Source organism: Bordetella muralis (assembly GCF_965139205.1).
Classification (GTDB): Bacteria; Pseudomonadota; Gammaproteobacteria; order Burkholderiales; family Burkholderiaceae_B; genus Bordetella_A; species Bordetella_A muralis.
The window spans coordinates 22602-42487 of sequence record NZ_CBCSIU010000020.1 but is presented as its reverse complement, the minus strand read 5'-3'; the positions used below and the strand labels follow the sequence as shown (position 1 = coordinate 42487).

Here is a 19886-nt window from a genome sequence, read left to right as displayed (position 1 = left end):
TGTCGCATGGGCCGAGCCAGTCCCTGGCGGCCCAAGGGACGAAAAAGACTCGGCAAAACCTGGGCGTCGAGTTTTTTCATAGTGCTATTAGTCGAAAACTATTAGAAATCATATGTCTAATGAATTATTATTAACGAATCGCTGACTAATCAGCCCAATTACCCCTGTTTGCCATGGCTTTACTTCCTATTCTTCATTACCCCGACCCGCGCCTGCACAAAAAGGCCAAGCCGGTTGCGGTGGTGGACGACCGCATCCGGAAGTTAGTACGTGATATGGCCGACACCATGTACGACGCGCCTGGTGTGGGGCTGGCGGCGACGCAGGTGGACGTGCACGAACGGGTCGTTGTCATCGACGTCTCCGAAGAAGGTAATCACCTGCGCGTGTTGATCAATCCCGAGATCACCTGGAAAAGCGACGAACGCCAGACCTACGAAGAAGGCTGTCTGTCCGTGCCCGGCATATATGACGAGGTCGAACGCGCTGCGCGTATCCGCTATCGGGCGCTGGATATCGATGGCAATGCCTACGAGGCCGAGGCCGATGGGCTGTTGGCGGTGTGTGTCCAGCACGAGCTGGACCATCTGGACGGCAAGGTGTTTGTGGAATACCTGTCCAACCTGAAACAGACCCGCATCAAGACCAAGCTGAAAAAAGCCGAGCGCGAAGCGCTGCGCGCCTGAAGCTCGTTCGAGACGGTTCTCACACTGGCGCGATGGCGGGCATTCCGGTTGCTTGCTGGGATTGTCTCGGGCTGCGTGATGAATATGCGATCATCGCAGCATTTGCTGACTCTTGTCCGACGCGCAATGGCGCGTTCTCCTGATCTCTTATGCGCCTGGTTTTTGCTGGAACTCCCGAATTTGCCCGCGTCGCGCTCGACGCTTTGTTGGCCGCCGGGCACGAAATCCCGCTGGTGCTGACGCAGCCGGACCGGCCCGCCGGCCGTGGGCTGAAGCTCACACCCAGTCCGGTCAAGCAGGCCGCGTTGACTGCGGGGATCCCTGTCGCGCAGCCGCGCAGCTTGCGTCTGGACGGCCGCTATCCTGACGAGGCGGCGCAAGCCCGCGCGCAACTGGAGCACGCCGCGCCCGAGGTCATGGTGGTGGCGGCCTATGGCTTGATTTTGCCGGCTTGGACGCTGCAGCTGCCCGCGCGCGGGTGCCTGAACATCCATGCCAGCTTGCTGCCGCGGTGGCGCGGCGCGGCGCCGATTCAACGCGCCATCGAGGCTGGCGATGCGGAAACGGGCATCACCATCATGCAGATGGACGAGGGCCTGGACACGGGCGACATGCTGCTCGAACGCCGCGTGCCGATCGGTGATACCGACAGCGCTGCACAATTGCATGACGCCTTGGCTGCCGCCGGTGGCGAGGCCATCGTGCAAGCGCTGCAATTGCTGCAAGCCGGAAGCTTGCAGGCGCAAGCGCAGCCGGCCGATGGCGTGACCTACGCTGCGAAGCTCGACAAGGCCGAGGCCGCGCTGGATTGCACGCAAGCTGCAGCGTTGTTGGCGCGGCGGGTTCGCGCGTTCAATCCTGTACCAGGTGCGACGGTACGGCTGCCGGGCCTGGAGGCGCCGGTCAAGGTATGGCGGGCAGAGGCATTGGATACGGTCGTCACCCATGCGCCAGGCACGCTATTGCAGGCCACGGAGGCAGGAATAGACATTGCGACGGGCGATGGTGTTCTGCGGTTGCTGGAGTTGCAGAAAGCCGGCGGAAAACGTCAGCCCGTGGATGTGTTTGTGCGGGGATGGCAGCCCGCAGCCTGAGCCGCTGCGAGCCTCGTGAGGTTTCCCTGAAGCCTAATACAGCGTGTTGCGCACCCGCTCTGGTAATTCCCGGTCATACGTCACGCCGTCAAATGTGCCTGCACTGATATCGGCCAGCATTCGCCCCACGCTGGGCAGGCTGCTGCGATCCACCTGCTTGGCAGGGTCCCAGAGCTGGGATCGCAAAATCGCGCGCGAACACTGAAAAAACACGGTCTCGACGTGTATGACCAAGACCGATCGAGGGGGCTTGTCGTTCATCGAGAAACGGGCCAGCAGCCCGGGGTCTGTGCTGATGCTGGCGCGGCCGTTGACTCTCAATGTCTCGCCCACTCCTGGAACGAGAAACAGCAAGGCGACGCGCGGATCGGCCAGGATATTGCGCAGGCTGTCGATGCGATTGTTGCCGCGTCGATCTGGAATCAACAGCGTCTTGTCGTCGGCCACCGTCACAAAGCCCGCGGGATCGCCGCGCGGCGAAGCGTCCAGCCCCGCGGGACCGGATGTCGCCAGGATCGCGAACGGCGCTGCCTCGATAAAGGCGCGGTAGTGCGGGTGCACGTGATCCACTTCCTTGATGAGCGAGGCGCCGGCCGGTTGGCCGTACAGCGTCTGCAGAGCGTCCAGATCGGTGATGCAGTAATCGTCGTTGAGGTCCATGATCACACTTGAGTCAGTTTGGCGGGTAGATCGGCGACGGTCAGAATGAGCTCGTCGGGGTGATGGTCGCGCAGCGCATCGACATGGTTATAGCCCCAGGCAACGCTTGCGACTCGCACGCCTGCTTTGCGGGCGGCATCGATGTCGCGCATCTCGTCCCCTATCAGGACGCAGCGTTGCGGTGCCACCTTGTGGCGCGCTACCAGTCTTTTGAGTTTGGCCGCTTTGCCGAACATGTCCGTGCCGCATTCGAAATCGTCGAACCACCGGTCCGCCTGCGGACCCAGCACACGTTGGACGTTGGCTTTGGAATTGGAGCTCAGCACCGTCATGCGCAAGCCGCTTGCGCGCAGGCGGGTCAGGGCGTCGGCCATGCCGTCGAATAGCTGCACAGTGGGCGCCACGTCGCGCATCATCTGGCGTACGTGTGCCATGATGGCAGGCAGTTTCCAGAGCGGTACACCGAGGAATTTCAGGATGTCGTGGGCATTGCGATATCGCAACTCGGCCCGTTCGGCGGCATTGGTCTTCCGAAAGCCATATTTGTCAGCGACCTCGTCCAGGATCGATTCGAACCAGGGCCAGGTGTTGGCCAGCGTGCCGTCGAAATCAAAGGCGGCGAGATCGTACTTCAAGCGGTGCCACCGGTGGGATCTACGATATGGTCGCGGCGGATCCAGTGCATGACCGGCGCCAGAGCCTCGATGGGCGGCGCAGCTTGCACCACGCGTTCCGGATCTGTCCAGGGATAGGGTAGCGCGGTGAGCCAGTTGAAAATCGCCGGGGCTGTGTCAGAGGGCAAGTTCAACATCGTTTCAATCGTGATCGTCAGGCGGCGGGCCACATGAGGCTCGGCCTGGAACTCCCAGTCATAACGGCCACAGCCCACGCGAACCTGGCCGGTTGCCTTTTCGGCCATGCCGACGAACCAGTCGCACGCATACGTATTCAGGATGGCACCTTCGCCAGGATGCGCCAGGTAAAAAGTGAATACGTTTTCGTAGGTCTGGCCAAATGTGCGTACGAGTGTCTCGGTGATGGCGTCCAGACCGTGCGACTCAGGCGGAAAGGCGATCGCCTGGGTACGCAGCGTCATTTTCAATACGGCATCGGCGGCAAAGGCCCGAGCCATGTAGACGGGGCGATTTTCGTCTTTGGCTTGCAGGTAATACCGCATCACAGATGCGGTATTGAGTGCAGGTGCATGGGCAGGAGACATGGCGAGTGCGTAGTGAGCAAAGCAGTCCGATCAATGCTCGCCCGGGTCTATCCATTTGGAGACCGTAGGCGGCGTGTAGGCGGCATAGCGATCCAGCAGGTCAGCAGGCTGGCTTTCGACGATCAGCATGGCGCGGTGTTCGGCTCGAATGAAGGACTCTTGCGCCGCGTGATCCAGAAAGCCGGCGAGTTGATTGTAGTAGCCGGCAATGTTCAGCAGGCCGCAGGGCTTTTGATGCATGCCCAGTTGGGCCCACGTCCAGGTTTCGAAGATCTCTTCCAGAGTGCCCGCGCCGCCGGGCAAGGCGATAAACCCGTCCGAGCGCTCGGCCATCATGGTCTTGCGCTCGTGCATCGACGCGACGACATGGAGCTCGGTCAAGTTGTTATGGCCGATTTCTTTACGCAGCAGGCCCTCGGGGATGATGCCGATGACGCGGCCGCCTTCGGCGAGTACGGCGTCGGCCACGGCGCCCATGATGCCCACGCTTGCGCCACCGTAGACCAGCCCGATATCGCGGCTGACCAATTCGTGTGCCAGGGCGCGTGCGCCCTCGACATAATCAGGGCGGCTACCCGCATTGGAACCACAGTAAACGCAGAGATTCTTGATGGTCATGGATTCGAAACAGATCTGAATAACAACGGTATGCCCCTAGTTTACGCAAATTGGGCGATCAGGCTCGGGCGAAGGGGGGGCTGGAAAGAAAAGCGTAGGGAAAGGATGGCGGCGAACACCAGGTGGGGGACGCCATTCTGCTGAGGTTTCACTGCGAAACATAGCGCGCAAGGCCTGTCTCTTTGTCTGAAATTCACCTCACTTCTGCGTTTTCGGCCGGCATATTTGGGGCTCAGGTATCCAATACAGGGTGTGCTGCACGAGGATGCAGCTAATTCCTTATCTGGAGGGCCGTTATGTTGGTTGCAAGTCTAAGCGAAACGATCAGGGCTAAGGTGTCTCAGATCGTCGAAAGGGGAAATAGCGGGGCCAATAAATATCAGAGCGACGATTCCACGGCACAAGAATGTTCCGTTGACACCGTGCTGCCTGTCCGTATGGGTCCAGGCCCTCATCCGCGCTATCGCATGATCTCGTACGACGACATGATGCTGGCCGACTGATTGACGATGCATTATCAGCGCACGCGTTTGCGTGCGCTTTTTTGATGTTTCAGAGAAAAGTACAGAAATGATTTCTCAGACCCCGCTCGATACCCACTTGGAAAGTCTGCTGGCCTTCATTGAAAAGGCTGGATTGGATATAGGCACAGTGGAGGATGAGCAGACACTTTCGACTTGCTATATCGAGGCATTAGAGGGGCTGCAAGGCAGAAAAACCAAGGGCAGATACCGGGCGGCAAACATCGTGCTCGACTATGACCAGGCGAGCGAATTCTGCCGACTGCTGTCCGACGACGATTTGACGATCCTGGACGACAAGAACCAAGCCCAGGTCATCAGCCAGGAACCAGATCCGCTTGTGGAAAAGAAAGCGATGCTGCTGCGTTCTGCTATCGAGTGTCTGGGCGTTCTGTCCTCTGAGCACAAATGCCTGTTCGATTTCCTGATCACCGATATATTTTTGATGCCCTCCAAGGACGCCAGCGGCGGAAGCACGTCCTCTGCCATCGGCGTGATATGGGCAAATCCCAAGATTACCCATCGGGTGCCTGACGTGGTGGAGTTTATCGTGCACGAACTGACGCATCATGCGATGTTCATCGACGAACATCGGTATGGACACTACGATCACCGCGCACTGATGAACCCCGATAGCTGGGCGCAGTCGGCTATCTTGAAAGTCCCGCGCCCTCTGGACAAAGTGATTCATAGCATTGTGGTCGCTACCGAGATCGTGATGTTTCGCGAAAAATTCATCGGCCACCCCGCAGCGCCGCTCATGCATCCTCCGACGCCGAAAATCCTGGCGCAACTGGTGGCTTCAGTCGATTCTGTGGAGGAGGTCATCGGCCGGCATGAGCATGCAGGCATTGCGTCAGTGTCCTCTCGCACGAAAGCGCTCTTGTCCGGTGTTCGAGACATTGTGGAGTCCGACGCCCTTTGCAAGTATCGAACACGATAAAGATTTAACGATGAGCCTCTCGTCTACGCGAGCTTCCACATGGATTTTTCATGATCGGGCAGCCTTCCTCACGCTTGTGCTGGTTGTGGTGCATCAGTCTCTCATCGCGTCGTCTGCGTATTTTTTGACGCAAACGATCACTGGCTACCAACAGGGCACGGAGATCGGTGTATATCTGGTCTTGTATTTTCTTTCGATGATTCTTCCGTTCATTCCCGGTGCGCTTTCGTTTGTCATGGCAGAGCGCTGGACAAATGCTGTGCATCGGAGATTCACTCTGGCCATGGCGTCGGCCGTCTACGGCAAGCTCAATGAGTACCGGTCGACGGAAAACAAGGCGGCATTCGAGTCGGCCATCTCGAGAAACTCATTCGACGTGATCTCATCGTATATCTTGCTGTCGCATGATTTTCTCAGCCTCGCACTCAACAGCATCCTGAGTCTAGCTGTCATCGGTTTTATCCTGCCATCCGAGATCGTGCTGGGTTATTTCGTCAGTCTGACGCTCAGTGTGGGAATGGTCTATGTGTTGTCCAAGGCCGTGCAAAAGCTGTCTGTCGACACAGAGCGGCGGCATGCGGATTACGGCAATACCTTGGGCAGAGCCTGGGACAATGCGGTGGTCGGAAACGCCTACAACTATCGTCTATGGCTGGACGAGTTCAAGGCCGACGGGGCCAGCTATTATTCAAGCGCGTTGCGGCTCACAGCCTGCAAACAAGCTGGCAATGTCGGGATTGCCTTCGCGTCTCTGATTCCGACGGCCTATCTGGTGTATCACCTGCTGGTGCTGGAACAGATCGAGGCCGCAGTCGTGGCGGCGATCATCGTGAATTTGACGCGGATCTTTCACATTCTCAATGCACTGAGTGCGCTGATTTACGAGATTGTCGAGTGGGCGTCTGCGTCCGCCCGCCTGCGGTATCTTTTTGCTTTTCTGACGCAGGCGTCCGTCGTCGATATCCCGCAATCGCCTTCGGGGAATGTGAGCGTCAATGGCGAACTGATCACTGACTATCTGGCAGTGCAGGAGACATTGCGTCATCGTACGTGCGGCAGAGTGACGATACGGGGTGAAAATGGCTCCGGCAAGTCCACGCTCTTGCTGTCGATCAAGCAGGCTTTCCCACATAAAGCCCATTTGCTGCCCGCGGGAAACAATCAACTCTGTTGGCGTCTCGGGCACGGCGCGATGTCGACGGGGCAACGGGCTCGCGCGATCATCGACGAACTGCTGAAGCAAGGTTCGGACATTCAGTACCTCTTGCTGGATGAATGGGATGCGAACCTGGATCAGGACAACCGCAGTTGTATCGACGAATTATTAGAGCGCCTCAGTCACGACAAGGTCGTGATCGAGGTGAGGCATTAGGTTCAGAATTGGCGTCGCCGTGGGCGGGCCTGGCGCCCGCCCAATAACGAAGGTGTTAACCCGTAACGCCGGTCCCGGGTCGCGTGGGCTCAGACAAGATCGCCATGCAGATCGTATTCGTCCGCCTCGGTCACGCGTACGCGCACTAGATCGCCCGGGCGCAGCTTGCGCTCGGCGTTGACGTAGACGTTGCCATCAATCTCCGGAGCATCGGCGCTGGAACGGCCGATGGCGCCATCGGCTGCAATTTCGTCGATCAACACGTCGATCTCGCGTCCGACGCGGGTTTGCAGACGGGCGGCCGAAATCGCCTGTTGATGCGCCATGAAACGATCCCAGCGCTCTTGCTTGACCTCGTCGGGGACGGGGTTGGCCAGGTCGTTGGCGGGAGCGCCGTTGACCGGCGAATACTGGAAACAGCCGACGCGATCCAACTGGGCCTCGCTCATCCAGTCCAGCAGGTACTGGAAGTCTTCTTCGGTTTCGCCCGGGAATCCCACGATGAAGGTCGAGCGTAACGTCAGATCGGGGCATTCTTCGCGCCAGCGTTTGATACGCGCCAAGGTTTTGTCCTCGAACGCCGGGCGTTTCATGGCCTTGAGTACACGCGGGCTGGCGTGTTGGAACGGGATATCCAGATAGGGCAGGATTTTGCCCTGCGCCATCAGCGGGATGACTTCGTCTACGTGTGGATAGGGGTACACATAGTGCAGGCGCGTCCAGACGCCGAGTTCGGACAAGGCCGTACAGAGCTCGGTCATGCGTGTTTTCACGGGCCGGCCATTCCAGAAGCCGCTGCGATATTTGATATCCACGCCGTAGGCGCTGGTGTCTTGCGAGATGACCAGCAGCTCTTTTACGCCGGCTTTGACCAGGCGCTCTGCCTCGTTCAACACGTCGCCCACGGGCCGGCTGACCAGATCGCCACGCATGGACGGAATGATGCAGAAGCTGCACCGGTGATTACAGCCCTCGGAGATCTTCAGATAGGCGTAATGGCGCGGGGTGAGTTTGATGCCCTGCGGCGGCACCAGGTCGACGTAGGGATCGTGATCGGTCTTGGGTGGCGCAGCCTGATGCACGGCGCGCACGACTTCTTCGTATTGTTGCGGTCCAGTCACGGCCAGCACGCTGGGGTGTACGTCGCGAATGACGGATTCCTCGACGCCCATACAGCCCGTGACGATGACTTTGCCGTTTTCGGCAATGGCTTCGCCGATGGCCTCCAGCGACTCGGCCTTGGCGCTGTCGATGAAACCACAGGTGTTGACCACGACGACGTCGGCGTTGTTGTATTCGGGTGAGACCTGATAACCCTCTGTGCGCAACTGCGTCAGGATGCGCTCAGAGTCGACCAGGGCTTTTGGACACCCTAAAGAGACCATCGCTATGCTGGGTGCCCGCTTGGTTTCCATGTTGGAATTCCGATTTGTGAATATAAACCCTATAGTTTACAACGGCTTAAGGCTTTTCGGCTGGGGTCGGACAAGCAGATTTCTGATGCCTGGCTTCGATAATCACGCGTTCTGTGCTGAGCGTGTCCAACAGTTGATCGATGAGTTTCCGATTGTCGTCGTCCAGGTTCGCGTCCCATTCGTCGAGCAATAGATAGCGGATGTCCGGACCCTGGTGCAGGATCTCGTCGATGATGGCACGGGCCCGTTGTCCTGCTGATAGGTTGCGGTGCTTGAATCGCCAGCAGAGTTGATTGTCGCCAGCGGGCAGCAAATGGGCCTGTTGCGCAAAAGCTTGTTTGATCGACAGGAGCAGGGCGGATTTGCCGGCGCCATTTTCGCCGCGCAGGGTCATTCTGCCGAAACGATGGCGACGCAGCGTCTCTCGCACTGTCTGATAGTCGCTGACCGGCTCGCCGTTGAGTGTGATCGTGCCCGCAGGGGCCCGAGGCAATGGCGCGGTGGTGGCGGGTAATAGAAAGGCCCAGAGATAGCGCAGCCGGGCAGATGCGCTGGCCCATTCGAACAGCTCGCGTATCAACGTGCCCAAGGAATTGAGGATCAGGAATATCCGCGTCAGGTTGACGATGATCGTCGCGATGATGGCGGCCTCTATCTGTTCGATCACGAGCAGGTGATACACGAGATAGGCGGTTGGAATAAGAGAAGCTGACGCGATGGCGATATTGCCGAGCTGTTTGTACGTGGTGAGCCGCTGGGAGGATGTGTAGTAGCAAGCCCCCTGGGCGTGGAACTCGGCCTTCCACAGATCATAGTTGTACGCGTTGCCGAGCACTGCGTTGTCCCAGGCCTTATGCAAGGTATCGCCGTAACTTGCGTATCGCCGTCCGGTATCCATGGATAAATTTCGCGTTCCTTTGGCAAGGAAGCAAACGATTGCCGTGCTGAGCGCCAGACTGATACCGTAGCCCAGTGCGATTTCGGACGGCAGGATCATGCCAATCACCGCGATGCTCAGGACACTATTCAGTATCAGGCTGAGAAGATCGTGCGACAACATGGCATACGACGAGATCAAGTCGAAGGCGTCCTTGGAGATCGTGGACTCGAATGCCGACTGACGTTCAATCGATCGGTATTCGTTCAGTCTGCCATAGACCGCTGAGGTCATGGCCAGTGTGAATTTCCGGTGTATGGCGTTGATCCAGCGCTGCATCGCCATGAACGACAGATACCCGGGAATGAATGGCACGATGATCGAGAGCAAATACAGCGCGAGATATTCTCTGAGCGCTTGGTCTTCTTGATAGTGGATGATGGTTTGCGTCAGAAAATACGCAGACGAGGCGATGAGAGATTGATGTAACACCACCAGTACGATAGTGAGCATGGCCGCAGGGTCGGCAACAATCCAGGTCAAGGGCCGTGCTGACAAGCGTGTCATGGGTCGGCCCTCATGCCGTGTGCCGGTGCTTGTCGTCGCCGGCGAATGCCACGATCTCGTCATTGGCCGCGCCACCCGGGCTCAGGTATTGCATTGAGAGTCTTCCGTATAACAAAGTTCGCCGTATCGTCACTGCAGTGAATCCGTATTGAAAGTGAGAAAGCACGGCGAACTTTTAACCGGCTCGATATGAGCGGCCTTTCGGACTAAAGGACGTCGGTTGGCGCCGGATGGCTGGTATCTCTCCTGTCTCGTCCGACAATTTGCGTGGTTTAATCTGTCCCCGAATAGCCCTATCCCTGATGCGCTTGCCTGTCAGCGGCTACCATAGCGGGATTGCACAATCATTGATGGTTCACATGGTTTCCCCTGCTTCCCTGGATGTTCTCGAATCGCAACCCGCCCGGTCGCCGTTGTCGGTCGTGTTGTTGGCCGCGGCAGGCGCGGTGTGCGCCGTCATGGAGGGGCGCTCGCTGACCGAGGCACTGGCTGCTGTGCCATCGCCGTTGCGCCCGGCAGCGCAGGCGGTGTCTTTCCATGCCATGCGCCAATTGGGCTGGGCCAGCGCGATCAGCAGCGGTCTGGTGCAACGGTCTCCTGGCACGCAGTTTGATGCGTTGTTGAATGTGTCGTTGTCCTTGTTGAAGGTGGCGTCTTCAGATGCGGGAGAGGTCCAGGCGCTACCCGGCATGCCTGTGTACGCCGCACATACCGTGGTGAATCAGGCCGTGACCGCGGCGGCCGGCCAGCGCAGTCTGGCGGCCTATAAGGGGTTGCTCAACGCGTGCTTGCGGCGTTTTCTGCGTGAGCGCGACGCCATCGAGGCGGCAGTGGGCGATTTGCCCGAGGCGCGCTGGAATCACCCGCGTTGGTGGGTGGAGCGGCTGCGGCAGTCGTATCCAGACCAGTGGCAAACCATTCTGGCTGCGGCGAATGTTCCGGCGCCTTTGACGGTGCGCGTCAATACGCGGCGTGCCAGCCGCGATCAGGTGCGGGACGCGTTCCTGGCAGCTGGCGTCTCGTCCGAGCCGGTCGGGCCGGCCGGCCTGGTGCTGGCCGAAGCCCGGCCTGTGACCCAATTGCCCGGGTTTGCCGAGGGTTGGTGGTCGGTGCAGGATGCCGCCGCGCAGCAAGCCGCTGTGCTGCTGGCCGTGCGCGCCGGCGAACGCGTGCTGGATGCCTGCGCGGCGCCTGGCGGCAAGACGGCACATTTATTGGAAAACGCCGACGTCGAGCTGCTGGCGTTGGATTCCGATGCGGCACGCCTGGCGCGCGTGGAGCAGAACCTGGATCGACTGGGTTTGCGTTCGGACCGGGTGGCCCTGGCCGCAGGCGATGCGGCAGATCTGGATGCCTGGTGGGACGGTCGGCCGTTTGATGCCGTGCTGGCCGATGTGCCTTGCACGGCCTCGGGGATCGTACGCCGCCATCCCGATATCCGCTGGCTGCGTCGCGCCCCGGACGTGGCGCGCACGGCGGCATTACAGGCGCGCATCGTGGATGCACTGTGGCGCACGGTGGCCCCCGGCGGGCGGCTGCTCTATGTCACCTGTTCGATTTTTCCTGAGGAAGGCGAGCGTCAGGCGCAGGCTTTTGCCCAGCGTCACGCCGACGCGCAGCGCCAGGATGCGCCAGGGCAATTGCTGCCTGTTGCGGTCGGCGCAACACCTCAGGCTCAACACGACGGTTTTTTCTATGCACTGTTTGCCAAGCAGTCTTGAATCGCCAAGAATAGCCGTAGGATGCGATCAGGTTACGAATGTCGATGATTTCTCGCTTATGTTATGCGTTCTTGCTGTTATTTCTGATGGCACCGTTGGGTGTCGGGCAGACGCACGCCAGTGAGCCCAAGGTGGCTCGCATCGAGCCTGCTGTCCGTGACGGAAAGCTGGAAATCGATGCCGAAATCGATGTCCAGTTGAATGATCAATTGCGCGACGCTGCCGAGCGCGGACTGCCGCTATATTTCACGGCCGATATTGTGATCAGCCGGGATCGCTGGTGGTGGTTTGACGATACGGTGGTCGATACCAGCAGGACTTGGCGCGTGATCTATAACGCCCTGACGCGTCAATGGCGTGTCGGAACGGATTCGCTGAGCTGGCCGGTGTCTTCGCTGGACGAGGCCATGGATATGGTGCGCCACATTCGCCACTGGGTCTTGATCGATGTCTCGGAGCTCGATTACGAGGTGTCGTATCAAGGGCAGTTGCGGCTGCGGCTGGACACCTCGCAGTTGACGCGTCCGTTCCAGGTCAATGCGCTCAATAGCAGTTCCTGGAGCCTGGGAACGCCTTGGACTGGTTTTTCGTTTGAATTAGCCAAGCCTCGGGATCCGTCATGAGAATGCTGCTGCGCATCGCGCTGATCATTGGGGCTATCAGCGGGCTGGCATTGTTGGGTTTGCTCGCCTGGTCGACCGGTAACGCGTCGCGGTTTGCCCGCTACTACGATATCTTGCTGGTGCTGAACGGCGTCTTCGCCCTGGCCTTGTTTGTCTGGGTGGTGGCGCTGACGACGCGGCTGGTGCGCCAGATCCGCCGCCGCCAGTTCGGTGCGCGGCTGACGGCGCGCTTTGCCTTGGCCTTTGCGCTGATCGGGGTTGTGCCAGGCGCGTTGATCTATATCGTATCGGTGCAGTTCATGTCCAGGTCTATTGAGTCCTGGTTCAATGTCCGTGTCGATAGCGCACTGGAGTCCGGCCTGAATCTGGGGCGCGCTGCGCTGGATTCGTCCCTGGCCGACCTGGATGCGAAGGCGCGTTCCATGGCGTCCGAGTTGAACAACACGCCTGATCGCGATATTCCGCTGGCGCTGACGCGCTTGCGCGAGTCCAGCGGGGTGCAGGATGTGATGGTATTTACCGGGGGCGGCCGGCTGGTGGCGTTTTCCACCGATCAGTACGGTCAATTGCTGCCGGAAATACCGCCTGCCTCTGTGTTGAACCAGTTGCGGCTGGGGCGAGGGTATTCCGCCGCAGAGGCCGATGATGCCAGCTTGGCGGGCGGCAAAGACAGCCTGACATTGCGCGTGGTCATCCCGCTGACGACGCCTCAGCGTTTCGACACCTTGATGTCGCCGCCTTCCGAGCCGCGCTGGTTGCAACTGCTGCAACCCGTGCCCGAACAGATTGCGGATAACGCCAACCGGGTGCAGCAAGGATTTCGCGATTATCAGGAGCTCGCGCTATCGCGGCTGGGGCTGCGCAAGCTCTATGGCATTACGTTGACCTTGGCGTTGTTGCTGGCCGTGTTCGCCGCGATCGCCGTGGCCTTGTCGCTGTCCAAGCGGCTCGTGCGGCCGCTGCTGCGCCTGGCTGCCGGGACTCAGGCGGTGGGGGTGGGCGATTATCGTCCTTTGCCAGAGCCTCCAGAGCGCGACGAGGTAGGGCAATTGACGCGTTCTTTCAATGCGATGACTCGTCAGCTGGACGAGGCGCGCCATATGGTCGAGAGCAATCGCCGTCAACTGGAGCGTTCAAACGTCTATCTGGAAAGCGTGTTGTCGAACCTGTCGTCGGGTGTGCTGGTATTTGACGAGGGTTTTCGCGTGACGACCGTGAATCAGGGGGCGCAATCCATTTTGCAGGCCGATTTACGTTCGGTCATTGGGCGGCCCCTGGAAACGGTCGACGGTATGCTGGAGTTCATCCAGATCGTACGCCAGGCCTTTGCCCAGCACGCTGCCGTGGGGTCCGAGCGTCTGCATTGGCAGCAACAGTTCGAGATTTCCCTGGCGCCGTCGCCCGATTCCACCGAGTCCGCGCAAATGTTGACCTTGTTGGCGCGAGGCACGCATCTGCGAGTGGATGGGCGCGGCAATGGCTATCTGGTGGTGTTTGACGACATTACCGAAGTGATCTCGGCCAACCGTACGGTGGCGTGGGGCGAAGTCGCCCGCCGTTTGGCACACGAAATCAAAAATCCGCTGACCCCGATCCAGCTGTCGGCCGAGCGCCTGGCCATGAAACTCGCCGATCGCCTGGAACCGGCGGATCGCCAGATGCTCGAGCGATCGACAAATACCATTGTGAATCAGGTGGGCTCGCTCAAGCAGATGGTGGATGATTTCCGCGAATATGCCCGCACACCTCCCGCCGTGATGCAAACTATCGACTTCAATGCCTTGGTGGCAGATGTGCTGGCGTTGTATGGTTGGGAACCGGGAGAGAAACACCTGACCCCTGGGCGCGCATTGGCGCCGGCGTTGAATCTGGATGTCTCTCTGGAGCCTGGCCTGCCGCATATCGAGGGGGATCCGACTCAACTGCGCCAAGTCATTCATAATTTGTTGTCCAATGCGCGGGATGCGATTGCAGAACAGGGGGCTGAAGGACGTGTGCAAGTGACGACGCAACTGATGGGAGAACCTAATGGCGCCACGCCGTCTGCGGTGCGCTTTACGGTCGCTGATACCGGCCAGGGGTTTTCGCATAAAGTCATGCAGCGGGCTTTTGAACCGTATGTCACCACCAAGGCCCACGGGACTGGGTTAGGATTGGCAATTGTGCGCAAGATCGTGGAAGAGCATGGTGGGAAGATCGATCTGGGCAACCGCAAGGAAGGGGGCGCGCGGATTTCGATATTATTGACCCGACTAGCCTCCAAGGCCGCGGCTATGGACGCGGCTGCGCAAGAACAGGATAATGCGGCTACGCAATAGGTGGAAGGTTTATGGCCAGAATTCTGGTGGTTGACGACGAAGTTGGCATTCGTGAACTTTTGTCCGAGATTCTTTACGACGAAGGGCACACGGTCGAATTAGCCGAAAACGCGGCGCAAGCGCGTGCTGCACGGCTGCGTATGCGCCCGGATTTGGTGCTGTTGGACATCTGGATGCCGGATACTGATGGCGTGAGCCTGCTCAAAGAGTGGGGCTCGCAAGGGCTGTTGGATATGCCCGTCATCATGATGAGCGGCCATGCCACGATCGACACCGCCGTCGAGGCAACGCGTATCGGCGCGATGGATTTTCTCGAAAAGCCCATCACGCTGCAACGTTTGCTCAAAACGATCGCAGCGGGCTTGGCGCGCGGGCGCACGTCGCACCCGTCCGCCGTGACGACGCCGTTGGGCGCGGTGGCGCCGGCAGTGCCGCTCGAGGACGAGCTGGACCCGCCCGCGGCGCTGACGTCGGTGGCCAGTCTGCCTCCCTTGGCCGAGGCGCCCCCCGCCTCCAGTGGCAAACTGGGCAGCATTGCACTGGATCAGCCATTGCGCGAAGCGCGCGATGAGTTCGAGCGCATTTATTTTGAATATCATCTGGTTCGTGAAAATCACAGCATGACGCGTGTGTCCGAACGTACCGGGCTCGAGCGCACACACTTGTATCGCAAGCTCAAGCAATTGGGCATCGAGTCGGCACGTAAACGCGGCACATGAAGATCCTCATCATGGGGGCAGGCCGCGTCGGGACCAGCGTGGCCGAAAATCTGGTGTCCGAGCAGAACGACATCACGGTGATCGACACCAATGTCGATCAACTGCGCTATCTGCAGGATCGCTTCGACCTGCGCGTGGTGCATGGCGATGGGACACAGGTGGCCGTGCTGGAGGCCGCGGGTGCTGCGGATGCCGATCTGTTTGTGGCCTGTTCCGCTTCCGACGCAGCAAATATGGTGGGCTGCAAGATCACACGGCAGTTGTTCAATGTGCCGCGCCGCATTGCCCGTATCCGCATGCCGGATTTCGAAGATCAGCCCGAGCTCATGGGTGATGAGGGCTTCTGTATCGACGCGCTGATCAGCCCCGAGCGCAGTGTCACTGCGTATTTGCATAGCTTGATCGAGTTTCCCGAGGCTCTGCAGGTCGTCGAGTTCGCGGACGGGCGCATCAGCGTCGTGACGGTGCGTGTCGGGCACGGCAGCCCGATGGCGCATCATCCGATTGCGCAGCTACGCGATGTATGGCCGGATGTTGCGGCGCGTGTGGTGGATGTGGTGCGTGATGGCCGGCCCCTGCAGGCCGACCGCGGGACCGTCATCGCGCCGGGCGACGAGGTGGTGCTGGTAGTGGATTCCCGGCATGCCCGCCGTGCTGTGCGGCAATTGCGCGAGGCGGAAAAGTCGGTGCGCCGCGTCATGATCGCAGGCGGAGGCAATATCGGTCTGCGGCTGGCGCGCCAGTTGGCCGAGGAAAATTACAGCGTGCGCATCATCGAGCGCAATGAAAAACGCTGTGAATACCTGGTTGCCGAGTTGCCCAGCAGTGTCCTGGTGCTGCATGGCAGCGGTACCGACGAGGAACTGCTCGAGCAGGAGAACATCGGTGATATGGATACCTGGCTGGCGCTGACCAGTGACGACGAAGACAACATCATGTCGTCGCTGCTCGCCAAGCGCCTGGGCGCGCGCAAGGTGATCGCGCTGATCAACCGTCCGGCCTACGGCGAACTGATGCAAGGCAGCCATATCGATATTGCGGTATCTCCTGCGCAAGCCACCATGAGCGAGCTGCTGCGACACGTCCGCCGCGGCGATATCGTGGTCGCGCACCGGCTGCGTCAGGGGGTGGCCGAGGCGATTGAGGTTGTCGCCCATGGTGACCGCAGCAGTTCCAAGGTCGTCGGGCGCGCCGTGGGAAGTATCCGTTTGCCCAAGGGAGCCAGCATAGGCGCCCTGGCACGTGGGGACGAGATTTTGATGCCGGACGACGATACGGTCATCGAGACGGACGACCATGTCATTGTCTTTGTGCCGTCGCGCCAGATGATGCCGCGTGTTGAAAAACTGTTCCAGGTTTCGGCGTCTTTCTTCTGATTTCGGATATCGTCACCCATGCGCCATACGGCCGTTCACATTAGCGTTTGCGATTGCCTATGAAGCGCTTGCTGGCTACCTTTTATGTCGCTGGCCTGACCATGGGCGTCTTTGCGCTGACCATGTTGCTGCCGTTGCTCGTGGCATATGTGGGCGACGACGCCGGGTTCACGGCGTTTCTGGATGGGTTTTTGCTGGCGTTCGGGGGCGGAGCCGCCGTTTGGCTTGTCACACGGCGCGGGCGTAGCGAGTTGAATGCTCGCGATGGGTTTTTGCTGGTATCGGTGGTGTGGGTCAGCCTGCCGCTGCTGGCGTCGATCCCGTTCTTGATCTATTTCGACCGGGCAGGGATACCGCTATCGTTTACCGACGCGTATTTCGAGGCCATGTCGGGCTTGACCACCACCGGGGCGACGGTGCTGACGGGGCTGGACCATCTGCCGGCCTCGATCAATCTCTGGCGCGCTACCCTGGTCTGGATTGGCGGATTGGGCATCCTGGTGCTGGCCGTGGCGATCTTGCCGCTGCTCGGGGTCGGCGGGCATCAGGTGGTGCGGGCCGAAACACCAGGGCCCATGAAAGACGAGCGCTTGACGCCCCGTATCGCCAGTACGGCAAAAGCGCTCTACGCGGTCTATTTCGGGTTGTCCATTTTGTGCCTGGTGGCCTATCGCGGCGTCGGGTTGTCGTGGTTCGAAGCCTGGTGCCACACGGCCACCACGATGGGGCTGGGGGGATTTTCGACCAAAGACGCGGGCTTTGCTTATTTCGACTCGGTGCCGCTGGAGATCGTGTCGATGATTTTCATGACCTTGGCCGGGATCAATTTCGCGACTCATTTCAACGCCTTGCGACAGGGCAGTTTGCGCGCCTATCGTACCTGTCCGCAAACGGTGCCGTATCTGGTCATCATGCTGGGCGCCGGACTGGTGATTTCCGCGTATTTGTATTTCCGCGGGGTCTACCATGATCCATTGCAGGCCTTGCGCTATGGCATGTTCCACACCATTTCGGTGGCTACCACCACAGGTTATGCCACGGTCGACTATGCCGTGTGGCCCCTGGTTGCGCCGCTGACGATGCTGCTGTTGTCGGGGTTTGTGACTTGTGCCGGCTCGACGGGCGGGGGGATCAAGATGATTCGTGCTGTATTGCTGACCAAGCAGGCACGCAATGAATTGGTGGTCATGCTGCATCCTCATGCGGTCAGTCCGATTCGTATGGGCGGACGCTTGGTGAGTCAGCGCGTGATGGCGTCGGTGCTGGCTTTCATGATGGTCTATGGCTTGTCGATCGGGGTGTTTACCAGTCTGCTGCTGGTGTCGGGCCTGGAGCCCATCACGGCCTTTTCCGCGGTGCTTGCCACGATCAACAACACTGGCCCGGGTTTGGGCCCGGTGGGACCCATGGGCAATTTCGCAATCCTGACCGACTTTCAGACCTGGGTCTGCACGTTTGCGATGTTGATCGGCCGCCTGGAGCTGTTGACCGTGGTGGTGCTGTTTACCCCAATGTTCTGGCGCAAATAATCGTTGCGTCTATCTCGCCTGGCTTGTCACAATCTGGTCAGGTATCACCCGCACAATATCAGGACTAACCCGAATTAGGGTTATCCCGAGCCTGTTCGACAGCCCCATTTTTAGCGACCTTTCGGGATGCATCACGCTGACAGCCGCGCCATTCCTAGTCTGTGAGCATTTACTCACTTTACTGTCACAGACAAAAACGCATTGATTCTTGAAGTTGCGCGTAAATGTCACGATTTTGATTCTTCTTGGCACAAAGTTGCGGCTATCATGAAGCCATAAGACACCGTCTAGTGCCCCCCGGGAGGTCGCCGGGCTTCAAGGCCGAATGGTGCGTCCCTACCAACATACATAAAGGAGTCGGAGATGGAACAGATCCCGTTCGTCTCGTCCGCCCCAAACACGCTCGGCATTGAGTTGGAGTTGCAACTGATCAATCCACGTAGTTTTGATCTGGCTGCAGCGGCTGACGAGTTGTTGGTTCAGATGGCCAATCATCCTATTGCGGACCGGGTCAAACCCGAAATCACCCGCTCGATGATTGAGTTGAATTCTTCGGTGCATGAACACCCCATGGGCCTGTTGGCCGAGATGCGCGAAATGCGCGACGTCCTTTGCGAGGCAGCCGATGCCGTGGGTGTTTCGGTAGCAGGTGGGGGAGCTCATCCCTTTATGCGCTGGCAAGAGCGCGCTATCTCTGATTCGCCACGGTTTCAGTATCTGGCGGAAATGTATGGGTACCTGGCCCGCCAATTCACGGTCTTTGGCCAGCATATTCATCTGGGCGTGCCCTCTGGCGATGCGGCGGTGCGGATGGTGCACAGTCTGTCGCCCTATATTCCGCATTTCATCGCGCTGTCGGCCTCCTCGCCCTATTACGAAGGGGTGGATACGCTGTTTTCGTGCTGCCGCCTCAATGCGGTCAACAGCTTCCCGCTGGCCGGTCATTTACCGGCGGAAGTCATGGACTGGTATCAATTCGAGGCGCACATGGCGCAGCTGCGTCAGAGCGGCCTGGCCGAGAGCATCAAGGATCTGTACTGGGATATCCGGCCCAAGCCGGAGTTCGGTACCGTCGAAATCCGCGTGTGCGATACGCCGCTGACGGTCGAACGCGCTTGCCAGCTGGCGGCTTTTGCTCAAGCGCTGGCGGTATTGGTCTCGCGCGAACCGCAGCCGGCCTCTACGGCCTGGCTGGCCTATCGCAGCAACCATTTCCAAGCCTGCCGTTTTGGCCTGCAGGGCAGTTATGTGACGCCGGACGGACAGCGGCTGCGCTTGATTGACCACTTGCGCGCGTTATTCCACCGTCTGATGCCTATTGCGGACGAGTTGGGGACGCGCGACATGCTGGCCATGCTGCAAGAGGAAGCGGTCCGCAACGGCAATGACGCGCGCTGGCTGCGCGGGCAGTTCCACCGCGTGCGCGATTTGCCGGCCGTGGTCGAGTCGATGACTCGGGTGTGGCGCGGCGAGCGTGATACGGCTGTGGTGGCCGAGGCGACCCCTCGACGCCGCATCCGTGCCACGTCAGAGCCCATGCACGGCGGCGTTCAGGCGCTGGCGACTCCTGAGGCCGGGCGGACCTCCGGCTGGGGTTCGGATCGCCTGCATTGAGTGAGCCGGCAGAG

General features: G+C 59.6%; 17 protein-coding genes. 11 read left to right on the top strand and 6 right to left on the bottom strand.

All coding sequences use genetic code 11. The annotated features are described in order from the left end of the window. Positions 1-173 precede the first annotated feature (173 nt). Both def and fmt read left to right on the top strand, forming a co-directional pair. Positions 174-686: a peptide deformylase gene (gene def, locus ACNA0I_RS21915; protein ID WP_094824211.1), complete on the top strand. Its 513-nt coding sequence runs from the start codon at positions 174-176 to the stop codon at positions 684-686. A 149-nt stretch (positions 687-835) separates the two neighbouring features. Then, positions 836-1780, top strand: coding sequence for a methionyl-tRNA formyltransferase (gene fmt / locus ACNA0I_RS21910; protein ID WP_415808144.1), 945 nt, complete (start codon positions 836-838; stop codon positions 1778-1780). Between the two features lie 33 nt (positions 1781-1813). Here the strand turns inward: fmt and ACNA0I_RS21905 are convergent, their stop codons facing one another. Genes ACNA0I_RS21905 through ACNA0I_RS21890 form a run of 4 tightly spaced genes read right to left on the bottom strand, consistent with a single transcriptional unit; the run spans position 1814 to position 4277 of the window. Continuing rightward, complete coding sequence (locus ACNA0I_RS21905) at positions 1814-2440, bottom strand: pyridoxamine 5'-phosphate oxidase family protein (RefSeq protein WP_415808143.1); 627 nt, start codon at positions 2438-2440, stop codon at positions 1814-1816. Between the two features lie 2 nt (positions 2441-2442). Then, a complete protein-coding gene (locus ACNA0I_RS21900) occupies positions 2443-3075 on the bottom strand; it encodes an HAD-IA family hydrolase (protein WP_415808142.1) in 633 nt (210 codons plus the stop codon). Continuing rightward, positions 3072-3659 (bottom strand): hypothetical protein, encoded by a 588-nt coding sequence (locus ACNA0I_RS21895; RefSeq protein WP_415808141.1) that lies wholly within the window; start codon positions 3657-3659, stop codon positions 3072-3074. Before ACNA0I_RS21895 ends, ACNA0I_RS21900 begins: the two co-directional genes overlap by 4 nt. Before the next feature lie 30 nt (positions 3660-3689). Continuing rightward, positions 3690-4277, bottom strand: a complete 588-nt coding sequence (locus ACNA0I_RS21890; protein ID WP_415808140.1) for an LOG family protein — start codon at positions 4275-4277, stop codon at positions 3690-3692. A gap of 570 nt (positions 4278-4847) precedes the next feature. On the opposite strand from ACNA0I_RS21890, the gene ACNA0I_RS21885 reads away from it, so the two are divergent. Then, positions 4848-5741 carry an aKG-HExxH-type peptide beta-hydroxylase gene (locus ACNA0I_RS21885; RefSeq protein WP_415808139.1) on the top strand — a complete coding sequence of 298 codons (894 nt, stop codon included), beginning with the start codon at positions 4848-4850 and terminating at the stop codon, positions 5739-5741. 10 nt (positions 5742-5751) lie between these two features. Beyond that, positions 5752-7113 carry a hypothetical protein gene (locus ACNA0I_RS21880; protein WP_415808138.1) on the top strand — a complete coding sequence of 454 codons (1362 nt, stop codon included), beginning with the start codon at positions 5752-5754 and terminating at the stop codon, positions 7111-7113. Between the two features lie 89 nt (positions 7114-7202). Here ACNA0I_RS21880 and rimO read toward each other — a convergent pair whose 3' ends face one another. Together rimO and ACNA0I_RS21870 are read right to left on the bottom strand one after the other, a co-directional pair. Beyond that, the gene (gene rimO, locus ACNA0I_RS21875) at positions 7203-8528 is read right to left on the bottom strand and encodes a 30S ribosomal protein S12 methylthiotransferase RimO (RefSeq protein ID WP_415808137.1); all 1326 of its coding nucleotides are present in this window, start codon (positions 8526-8528) and stop codon (positions 7203-7205) included. A gap of 46 nt (positions 8529-8574) precedes the next feature. Continuing rightward, positions 8575-9972: an ATP-binding cassette domain-containing protein gene (locus ACNA0I_RS21870; protein ID WP_415808136.1), complete on the bottom strand. Its 1398-nt coding sequence runs from the start codon at positions 9970-9972 to the stop codon at positions 8575-8577. A 359-nt stretch (positions 9973-10331) separates the two neighbouring features. Here ACNA0I_RS21870 and rsmB point away from each other — a divergent pair, with 359 nt between their 5' ends. The 7 genes from rsmB (at position 10332) to ACNA0I_RS21835 (ending at position 19872) form a co-directional block, all read left to right on the top strand. Next, positions 10332-11693: a 16S rRNA (cytosine(967)-C(5))-methyltransferase RsmB gene (gene rsmB, locus ACNA0I_RS21865; protein ID WP_415808135.1), complete on the top strand. Its 1362-nt coding sequence runs from the start codon at positions 10332-10334 to the stop codon at positions 11691-11693. A gap of 38 nt (positions 11694-11731) precedes the next feature. Beyond that, positions 11732-12316 (top strand): DUF4390 domain-containing protein, encoded by a 585-nt coding sequence (locus tag ACNA0I_RS21860; RefSeq protein WP_415808134.1) that lies wholly within the window; start codon positions 11732-11734, stop codon positions 12314-12316. Next, on the top strand, positions 12313-14634 hold the full coding sequence (locus tag ACNA0I_RS21855; protein WP_415808133.1) for a sensor histidine kinase: 2322 nt from the start codon (positions 12313-12315) through the stop codon (positions 14632-14634). The genes ACNA0I_RS21860 and ACNA0I_RS21855 overlap by 4 nt, the downstream gene beginning before the upstream one ends. 11 nt (positions 14635-14645) lie before the next feature. Beyond that, positions 14646-15353 carry a response regulator gene (locus ACNA0I_RS21850; protein ID WP_415808132.1) on the top strand — a complete coding sequence of 236 codons (708 nt, stop codon included), beginning with the start codon at positions 14646-14648 and terminating at the stop codon, positions 15351-15353. Then, complete coding sequence (gene trkA, locus ACNA0I_RS21845; protein ID WP_415808131.1) at positions 15350-16729, top strand: Trk system potassium transporter TrkA; 1380 nt, start codon at positions 15350-15352, stop codon at positions 16727-16729. The genes ACNA0I_RS21850 and trkA overlap by 4 nt, the downstream gene beginning before the upstream one ends. A 59-nt stretch (positions 16730-16788) precedes the next feature. After that, positions 16789-18258: a TrkH family potassium uptake protein gene (locus ACNA0I_RS21840; protein WP_415808130.1), complete on the top strand. Its 1470-nt coding sequence runs from the start codon at positions 16789-16791 to the stop codon at positions 18256-18258. 363 nt (positions 18259-18621) lie between these two features. Continuing rightward, on the top strand, positions 18622-19872 hold the full coding sequence (locus tag ACNA0I_RS21835) for a YbdK family carboxylate-amine ligase (RefSeq protein ID WP_415808129.1): 1251 nt from the start codon (positions 18622-18624) through the stop codon (positions 19870-19872). Positions 19873-19886: the final 14 nt, after the last annotated feature.

What these genes read in the sequence shown, in the direction of transcription:
- ACNA0I_RS21870 (WP_415808136.1), bottom strand. Translation starts at nt 9,972, where the DNA reads ATGACACGCTTGTCAGCACGGCCCTTGACCTGGATTGTTGCCGACCCT.
- rsmB (WP_415808135.1), top strand. Translation starts at nt 10,332, where the DNA reads ATGGTTTCCCCTGCTTCCCTGGATGTTCTCGAATCGCAACCCGCCCGG.
- ACNA0I_RS21880 (WP_415808138.1), top strand. Translation starts at nt 5,752, where the DNA reads ATGAGCCTCTCGTCTACGCGAGCTTCCACATGGATTTTTCATGATCGG.
- ACNA0I_RS21885 (WP_415808139.1), top strand. Translation starts at nt 4,848, where the DNA reads ATGATTTCTCAGACCCCGCTCGATACCCACTTGGAAAGTCTGCTGGCC.
- ACNA0I_RS21860 (WP_415808134.1), top strand. Translation starts at nt 11,732, where the DNA reads ATGTCGATGATTTCTCGCTTATGTTATGCGTTCTTGCTGTTATTTCTG.
- ACNA0I_RS21895 (WP_415808141.1), bottom strand. Translation starts at nt 3,659, where the DNA reads ATGTCTCCTGCCCATGCACCTGCACTCAATACCGCATCTGTGATGCGG.
- fmt (WP_415808144.1), top strand. Translation starts at nt 836, where the DNA reads ATGCGCCTGGTTTTTGCTGGAACTCCCGAATTTGCCCGCGTCGCGCTC.
- ACNA0I_RS21890 (WP_415808140.1), bottom strand. Translation starts at nt 4,277, where the DNA reads ATGACCATCAAGAATCTCTGCGTTTACTGTGGTTCCAATGCGGGTAGC.
- ACNA0I_RS21840 (WP_415808130.1), top strand. Translation starts at nt 16,789, where the DNA reads ATGAAGCGCTTGCTGGCTACCTTTTATGTCGCTGGCCTGACCATGGGC.
- ACNA0I_RS21855 (WP_415808133.1), top strand. Translation starts at nt 12,313, where the DNA reads ATGAGAATGCTGCTGCGCATCGCGCTGATCATTGGGGCTATCAGCGGG.
- ACNA0I_RS21850 (WP_415808132.1), top strand. Translation starts at nt 14,646, where the DNA reads ATGGCCAGAATTCTGGTGGTTGACGACGAAGTTGGCATTCGTGAACTT.
- def (WP_094824211.1), top strand. Translation starts at nt 174, where the DNA reads ATGGCTTTACTTCCTATTCTTCATTACCCCGACCCGCGCCTGCACAAA.
- ACNA0I_RS21835 (WP_415808129.1), top strand. Translation starts at nt 18,622, where the DNA reads ATGGAACAGATCCCGTTCGTCTCGTCCGCCCCAAACACGCTCGGCATT.
- ACNA0I_RS21905 (WP_415808143.1), bottom strand. Translation starts at nt 2,440, where the DNA reads ATGGACCTCAACGACGATTACTGCATCACCGATCTGGACGCTCTGCAG.
- trkA (WP_415808131.1), top strand. Translation starts at nt 15,350, where the DNA reads ATGAAGATCCTCATCATGGGGGCAGGCCGCGTCGGGACCAGCGTGGCC.
- rimO (WP_415808137.1), bottom strand. Translation starts at nt 8,528, where the DNA reads ATGGAAACCAAGCGGGCACCCAGCATAGCGATGGTCTCTTTAGGGTGT.